The sequence below is a fragment of the Phaeobacter italicus genome (assembly GCF_001258055.1).
GTDB lineage: Bacteria > Pseudomonadota > Alphaproteobacteria > Rhodobacterales > Rhodobacteraceae > Phaeobacter > Phaeobacter italicus.
The window spans coordinates 1-6,060 of record NZ_CVRM01000020.1 but is presented as its reverse complement, the minus strand read 5'-3'; the positions used below and the strand labels follow the sequence as shown (position 1 = coordinate 6,060).

The 6,060-nt window shown below is 58.4% G+C and carries 4 protein-coding genes and 1 pseudogene; all 5 read right to left on the bottom strand.

Annotation, left to right across the window (positions count from 1 at the left end):
* Positions 1-1,045 (bottom strand): AAA family ATPase (locus NIT7645_RS08670; RefSeq protein ID WP_370728329.1); only part of this gene is annotated, 1,045 nt, incomplete at its 3' end.
* On the bottom strand, positions 1,035-2,312 hold the full coding sequence (locus tag NIT7645_RS08665) for a type II toxin-antitoxin system HipA family toxin (RefSeq protein WP_050686661.1): 1,278 nt from the start codon (positions 2,310-2,312) through the stop codon (positions 1,035-1,037). The genes NIT7645_RS08665 and NIT7645_RS08670, both read right to left, overlap by 11 nt.
* On the bottom strand, positions 2,299-2,631 hold the full coding sequence (locus NIT7645_RS08660; RefSeq protein WP_050686659.1) for a helix-turn-helix domain-containing protein: 333 nt from the start codon (positions 2,629-2,631) through the stop codon (positions 2,299-2,301). Before NIT7645_RS08660 ends, NIT7645_RS08665 begins: the two co-directional genes overlap by 14 nt.
* A 407-nt stretch (positions 2,632-3,038) precedes the next feature.
* Positions 3,039-5,039 carry a type IV secretory system conjugative DNA transfer family protein gene (locus NIT7645_RS08655; RefSeq protein WP_050686657.1) on the bottom strand — a complete coding sequence of 667 codons (2,001 nt, stop codon included), beginning with the start codon at positions 5,037-5,039 and terminating at the stop codon, positions 3,039-3,041.
* A gap of 8 nt (positions 5,040-5,047) precedes the next feature.
* Positions 5,048-6,060 (bottom strand): annotated as a pseudogene (locus NIT7645_RS08650) (endonuclease); the annotation flags it as partial.

Sequence of the window (6,060 nt, the reverse complement as noted above, 5' to 3'; positions counted from 1 at the left end):
GATCAACGAACAGCTTGCCAACTTGCAAATTCGGCGAGTTAACGTGACAACACCCGCCGCGGAGCTCCGCAAGCTCCTTCAAAGACGTGTCTGAAACTGCCTGCTCCAACGTGACGATGCGCGCCTTCAGTTCTTCGAGGCGATCTTTCTGCGCGCGCAGTTTGCGAATGGTTTGTTGCGGGTCCTGCGCCAGGTCTGCACGTAAAGTTTCCAGTCGGCGTGTTTCCTCGCCTGAAAGCTCGCACAACATGTCCAGAACACTTACGTCGGATTTGCCGGACAACGCATTCATGTATTTTCCGGCGGCCGTCGATGCAGACAAACTATGGTTCGAAATCACCAAAGGTGTCTGTGCTGCTATTGCTGCTGCCTTCGCATCCAACCGCGCTTTCAACTGATCACAGAGATCGCCAAGGCTCTCCAAAATGCGCATAGGCAGTGGTGTGTATGCGACGCTGTTTTCGGATTGCACATGCGTGTTGGCGCTGCGGGAGTCGAAAATACTGACCTGCCCCAACTGGCCGTCGCCATCGATTTCAGGTGACCAACGCGCCTCTTGTTCTGCCCCGCCGGCATCGAAGGTGATCAGGGCCGTCTGCGGAGTTTCCGCTGGATCGCTGATATCCGGGTGGATGCTGAACTTCTGATCTCTTGATCGGCAGGCGTGTTTCAACACACGGCAATAGCCGGATTTGCCAGAGCCATTGTCGCCATAGATAATGGTGATGCCTTTAGCGCCAAAGGAGAGTTCTTGGTCGCTGACAAGAGCATTGACCCCGGCAATCTCGGTCATCTTTGTCAGCGACACTGCCTGTTCAGCTGATGCTTCAATTAAGAGGTGGGATTTATCGAGAACAACTGCATCTTCGCGCACGCCAGTGCAGATTTCCTCCAAGCGATCGAGGTCAATGTCATCTACTCCAGTGCCCTGAAACAACTGGCGCAGCGCGTCGCGTTGCCAAAGGTCTCGATCTTCAGACCAGGTCAAAATCTCTCGTAACGCGTCGCTTTGCCGGTAAAGCGCACCACCGTCTTCATTGCTCATAGAACTGTCCTTCCACGCCTTCAAACGCCAGTTCATTCAAGAACTGACGGCGCCAAAACACCTTTTGGTCCGTTTTAGATAGATTGGCTTCCTTGCAGAGGGGTCCCCAAGCTTCGTCAATGATCTTCACCTGCTTGGCAACGATCGCTCTGGCGTCTTCCTCTGAGAGGTGAAAGTCTTTTGCAACGGCTAAGCCGTGCAACAGTTGGCTGCGCCTTTCGCGCCCCATCAGCATGGCTTGTGACGCTTCCCGGCTGTTCCGCGACTGGGGGCAAATGTCATATGCTGGTGTGAGCTTCAGCAGATCGCCGTCCCAGAACGCCGCATGGTTGCGTGCATGATCATCCGTATTGCCAACAAGGATGTTGAAAATCATCCGCGAGAACATCTCACGCAATGTGTCTTTGGGGTCGGTAAATCGCCGCCGGATGATCTCCGCCAGCTCAGTATAACTTGCATGCGCGGCCATAATTTCATCAAGACCAAAAAGCGTCAGCGCGGAGACCAGCATTTTCCGGGACCAACCTGTTTCGAGATGCTCGCGGTCAAAGCGTTCGATCAGAAGGACATCTCGGCCCATTGATTGCTCAAGTTTCACCGGGGCGACGTTTAGACCGACCTCCTGCGCCAGACGCATTGCAATATACTCACCTTTCACCACGCTGTAGGTGTCGCCGGACGACGAAAATTTGGCGATATATTTTCTGTTCCCATCATCGATAAGGGCCTTAGGTCTTGCCCCACCAATGGCAGTGCCGTGCTGCAAGGCCTCGGCCAGCTCGTCAGTCAAAGGGACACCTTTTTCAACGATGTCCGATGCGCGTTGCAGCTCATCCAGAGACGCATTTGACCTTTGACGCGGCACATACTCAGTCGCAGACGCTTGAAAGTCCAAGGCCCCAATCCGGTCTGACCCAGATTCCAACAGGAAACTGATCTCACCCAAGTCGACCATATCCGCATCTTCGCCGCGAATGCCCATCAACCGGTTGATAATGACACGACGCCCCCAGGCATCTGGCGCGCCGTCCCGCAATGCGCTTGCAAACTTCAGAGGTTCGATCGGATCAATCTGACCTTGCTTTAGGGGCAGTTCGGGCAAGTAAAGTGCAACCGCGTCTTTATGCTCCAGATAGGAGCGGCCGTAGTTAAAGACGTAGCGCTCACCCTCCTGCTTGATGAGACCTGCCACGACGGGCTCTGATGCGCCGGGTAGCCAAACCCAGACATAGGCCTGATTGTCCCTCACCCCGTCAGAAGTCATCATTCAACTCCGTTTTGGGTTTACGAATATAGGCTGGCAACAAAGCGATCTTGTCACGCACCTGCGCAATCTGCGGTGCAAGTGATGTGGCGTCAGGCTCAAACAGCGGCACGCCGGTAATGGTTGCGGCTTCAAACACCAGGCCGATGTCAACAACTGGGTCGCCCCGCTCGATCTTTTGTAGTGTGCTGCGGGCAATCCCAACGCGCGCGCTCAAGTCCTTCTCAGACATCCGCCGCTCCTTGCGCGCCAACCGAATACGTTGCCCCAATAAAATCAGCGCTTCCTTTGCAAACTTCGAATATGTGCGTTTCTTGGACATGCGTTTTTCTCCAGTGACCACCCTCGCGGTCATATGGCCCTATGTGACCGTCATGGCGGGCATAGCATAGTTTTGGACATGTTGCAAACTTTGACCGCCGTCGCAGCCACAAAGGCACATGTGACCGTCATAGCAGTCAATAGTGCTCCTTACTCGCGCAGCGCGGCCGGACTGCTTTGGCGAACAACGTCAAAAAACAGTACCTCGCCCCAAACAAAGCTCTGAGAATGCAACACCTTACAATTTCATAACGAAGCAAAATTTGTCATGTCACCATGGCGAGCAATCTAGATGTTGCACCAGGTGGTGCTAAATGGCCGCCTTTAGCCCACGGAGAGCACAGTCTGCGCACTCGCCGCGAACGACAACTTTCCGCGCGCCCTAACAGGCAGGCGATGCCCGCCACCTTATCGAGCAACCAACTTTTCGCCATCCCCCTCTCGCAGCATCGCTTCCATATCGTCCAAGCCATCAACGGCAGAGCGCATCTGCGCTTCATCGACTGCGCTCGCAACCTCCGCATCCGCGACCTGGCCCCCAAAATCCATCTCCATCTGTCGCTGTTCCTCGGCGATAACGTCTTGAACGACGGACGCGGTCTTCTTTGGAACAACATCGGTTAGCCCTGACGATTGGCCATCAGCAGCCTCGCGCGCAGCCTCAACGTCAGTCTCGGATCCGCTTGACCCGTCCGGTGGCGGTGTCATCGGCATGGCGCGCATACTCAACGGCAGATTGCCCTGCTCCCCCCCTCCCCCCAGCTCCGGAAACGGCAACTCGCCCGTCTGTGCCGCATGGATCGCCTTGAACAGCCGGTCGTCAAAATATTGGATCCGCTTCGCGCGGACCGGCATTTGCGCGTCGATGACCATGACGATCTCATCGAGCGGCAGGCGGCGCGCCTCGTCTTCAGGGAGCAAGGAGCTTTCTTCGGTCCGTGTGGATTGGCTACGGCCCTCGAAGGGGTTCTTGCCGATAGACTGCGAGCGCGTAACCACGGTCTTCGTGGTCTTGCCAACCGCCTTGCTCAGCTCCTCGACGGTTTTTTCGTCAGAGGGCGTGAGGTAGAGCTTCACGCCCGCATTCCCCTGCAAGGCGCGGCGGGTGTTCTCGCCATAGATTTCATCGAGGGCGGGGATCGTTTGCGTGACCACGGCCAAATGACCGCGATAGGTGCGCAGGGTCTCGATACTCTCGACCACGATGGGCATCTTGCCCAAACGGTTGAACTCGTCGAGCATGATCATCACGGGCCAGGGTTCATCCGGCCCGGGGTCCTTTTCCTGCATGGCCGACAGAAGATCGGAGAAGAAGAGGCGGATCAGCGGCGCGAGCGGCTTCACCATCAGCGGCTGGACCACGAGATAGACCGAGAAGGGTTTCTTGCGGATCGTCCGGAAATCAAAATCCGAGACAGCCGTCGCCTCATCGATTGCGGGGTTCTGCCATTGATCGAGCCCCGAGGTCATCAGAAGCGAGACGTAGGAGGTCAGCGTGTCATTATTGGTCGAGGCCAGCCGCGTGAAGATCAGCTTGGCCGCCCTATTGTTCACTTCGTGACCTCGCGCGAAGTATTCCTTCTGCTTATTCCCGCCTGACGCGGCGATGCGATAGATCTCGCCCAACGTCGGGCGCCCCCTTTGGAATGCGAGAAGGCCTGCCGCAACGAAAAGGTCGATCCCGCCTTTTAGAAGCCCCTGCACCCGGTCATTGTCATTTTGCAGGAAGAGCGTCGCAAGGAGCTGCAATTCCATCTGCTGGCGCGCGGGGTCGTCCAGTTCGGAGATACGCAAGAGCGGGTTGTAGCGATGGGTACGCCTGCCTTCCCAATCGGTGGGGGCGAAGCGATAGACTTTGTCGCCCTGGGCTGCGCGGTGCCGAGCCGTGGCCTCGAAACACTCGCCCTTTACATCGAGCGTCACAGCGGAGCCTTGCCAGGTCAGCAGGTTCGGGATGACGAAGCCCGTGGTCTTGCCCCGACCGGTGGGCGCCACGATCAGCGCGTGCGGAAAAACCTTCGAGCAGATGTATTTCGCGCGGGATTTTGGAGCGCCGAGTTTGCCGAGGATGAACCCGGTCCCAGGCGCCCCGAAAAACCCGTTGGCTTTCATCTCCCCCGCGCTCTGCCAATGGGTCTTGCCAAAGCGTGTCAGGGCGGACCCTGACAGGGCGAGGCTCAGCATCAGGCCGGCGGCGGCAAAGCTGCCGATGATCAGGTGAATAAGTTGCGCGTCCTCCGGGCGGCGATCGAGGATCGCCATGTAGTTCTGCGCGATATAGGCAAAGTCGATCTCGGCCCCGAAGCCGAGATCCTGGTAGGTCAGCACCGCCGAGGCGATGGTGTAGCCTATGGCGGCGGTAACCAGCGTTACCAGAAAAACGCCGGTGGCGATCCGGGCTTTGCCCATGGCGGCGCTCAATGGACCTGACCCCGCTCAGTTTCGCCATCCATGTCAGCGGTGCGGTGTTTTTCATATTCAGTGTCGGCAAGTTCATCGACCACCTGGCGCAAGGCGTCCGTGTTGGCCGTCGCGGCATCCGATTGCAGATAGACCTTGGCGACATAGAGCCGGTCGAGGCGGTCCTCGAGAACCTTGTCCAGCGCATCGGCATCGCCGGATGTGAGCCGCTCAAGTTGACGGTCATCAAGCACCCGCGCGATCTCGTCGCGAAATGCGTCCCGCTCCGCCTCGGTGTCGAAGGGCGCGGACAACTCCCCCGCCCGCTCATGTTCCAGAGCACGCGTAATCTCGTCTGCAAGGCGGTCGGCACGGTCAGACTGCGGCGCAGTTTCACCGCGGGTGGCTAGACGTTCGTCACGCGTGCCAACCCCAAGCCCCTCGCGCAACTCGTTGTCGCGGCGAACCTGATTGATGGCCTCCGTGTCACGTATCTCGACGACGGCCGCATAGGTCGCGCCAAGCCCGTGGGCGAGGTGGGACGGCATGTCCGGATAGCGCGCGCGCAAGTCATCCGCGACAGCATCTGCAACAGGCGTGCGGACACCGCGTGCCTCCATGATCCGGTCGACCTCGCGGGTGATCTCACTGGCGCGGGCCGCATCGGTTATGGTCTCCCTATAGGGCTCGGACCGGTCGATCACATCGCCGGGGCGTGCGAGCAGGTCCGGGTGTGCCTCGAGATACGCGCGCTGCTCCGCCTCGATCCGGCGCTCTGCCCGCGAGACAACCTCCCAGTCCCGGTCCTCGATCTGCTGCGCTGTCAGGCCCTCGGCCCGCATCTCCTGACGGATTGTCCCTTCCATCGCCTGGACCGCGTCCCGGTGATAATGGAACCGCTCGCTGACCGCTTCCGCTTCCATGACACCATCCCGGCGCAGCACGTTCTCCCGCTCCAAGAGCGTGCCAAGTTCGACATGCACATCGTTGAGAATGTCGCGCGCCTGTTCCAGATCGGCGCGGCGTTCGA

Bases quoted from the DNA above. Each gene is read 5' to 3' on its own strand.
- NIT7645_RS08665 (WP_050686661.1), bottom strand. From the start codon at position 2,312: ATGATGACTTCTGACGGGGTGAGGGACAATCAGGCCTATGTCTGGGTT.
- NIT7645_RS08660 (WP_050686659.1), bottom strand. From the start codon at position 2,631: ATGTCCAAGAAACGCACATATTCGAAGTTTGCAAAGGAAGCGCTGATT.
- NIT7645_RS08655 (WP_050686657.1), bottom strand. From the start codon at position 5,039: ATGGGCAAAGCCCGGATCGCCACCGGCGTTTTTCTGGTAACGCTGGTT.